Genomic DNA, 1,571 nt, shown 5'->3' with positions numbered 1-1,571 from the left:
TGATAATGCCCTGGAATTATTGACTCTTTCCGGTCGGAGTTTGCCTCATGCAATGATGATGATGGTGCCCGAACCTTGGACGGCGCATGAGTCGATGAGCGCGGCGAAGAAAGCGTTTTATGAGTATCATTCCTGCTTGATGGAGCCGTGGGATGGCCCAGCTTCGATCGCCTTTACTGATGGTAGCTCGATCGGGGCGGTACTCGATCGGAATGGATTGCGCCCAGGACGTTATTATGTGACGACTGACGATCTGGTGATTATGGCATCGGAAGCGGGTGTGCTGACGATTCCGCCGGAGCAGGTGGTGGCGAAGGGACGGTTGGAGCCAGGGAAGATGTTCATGGTGGATACCGTCGCTGGGCGGATTGTGAGCGATGAGGAAATCAAGCACGAGATTACCAGCGCACATCCTTATCAAGCGTGGTTGGACGAGCATTTAGTCAGGTTAGAGAGCATTTCTAGTCCCTCGCTGCCCCTACCAAAAGAGGGTGATGAGTTGCTGAAGCGTCAAATGGCGTTTGGCTATACCTTTGAAGAGTTGCGGATGCTGATTACGCCGATGGCGCGGGATGGGGTGGAAGCGACTGGTTCGATGGGAACTGATACACCGTTGGCGGTGTTGTCCGATCGACCAAAGTTGCTCTACGATTATTTCCAACAACTATTTGCTCAAGTAACTAATCCCCCGATCGATTCAATTCGCGAAGAAATCATCACTTCTGCCCAAACAACGATCGGCTCGGAGCGGAATTTACTCAAACCAGAACCCGAAAGTTGTCATTTAATCGCGTTGAAATCGCCGATTTTAAGTGATGCTGAATTGGCAAAATTAAAGCACTTAAATGAAGGTGGATTTAGTTCGGTGACAATCCCGATGTTGTTCGATCCTAAAGCTGGAATCAAGGGATTAGAAGCCGCATTAGATGTCATTTTTGCGGCGGCAGACAAAGCGATCGAGTCTGGTATCAGCATTCTAATTTTGAGCGATCGAGGTGTTAATCCGGAAACTGCTCCAATCCCTGCACTATTAGCGATTGCTGGCTTGCATCATCATCTGATTCGCACGGGTACTCGTACCCGCGTTGGACTGGTATTAGAATCCGGCGAACCCCGTGAAGTTCATCACTTTGCAACGTTGATTGGTTATGGTTGTGGGGCGATTAATCCTTACTTGGCATTTGAAACGATCGAAGATTTAATCAATCAAAAAATCTTACTCGATGTCGATTATCCAACTGCTGTTAAAAACTACATTAAAGCGGCAACAAAAGGCGTAACTAAAGTTGCTTCCAAAATCGGAATTTCGACAATTCAAAGTTATCGCGGTGCCCAGATTTTTGAAGCTGTCGGCTTGAATCAAGTTACGATCGATAAATACTTTACCCGCACCGCATCGCGAATTGAAGGTGCTGATGTCGGCGTAATTACTCAAGAAACCATTACTCGCCACACCCACGCTTTCCCCGATCGACCAGCCAAAGGTGCGACACTAGATGTCGGCGGCGATTATCAGTGGCGCAAAGATGGTGAAGAACACCTATTCAGCCCCGAAAGCATTCACCTATTAC

The 1,571-nt window shown here is 48.4% G+C and carries 1 protein-coding gene; it reads left to right on the top strand.

The annotated features are described in order from the left end of the window. Positions 1 to 1,571, top strand: a 1,571-nt coding sequence (locus tag RMO84_RS03425; protein ID WP_310487046.1) for a glutamate synthase central domain-containing protein, incomplete at both ends; no start/stop codon positions are given.

Origin of the sequence: Chamaesiphon sp. VAR_69_metabat_338 (assembly GCF_031423935.1) — a bacterium.
In the GTDB taxonomy this organism is placed as follows: domain Bacteria; phylum Cyanobacteriota; class Cyanobacteriia; order Cyanobacteriales; family Chamaesiphonaceae; genus Chamaesiphon.
This window is presented reverse-complemented; position numbering and strand designations above follow the sequence as displayed.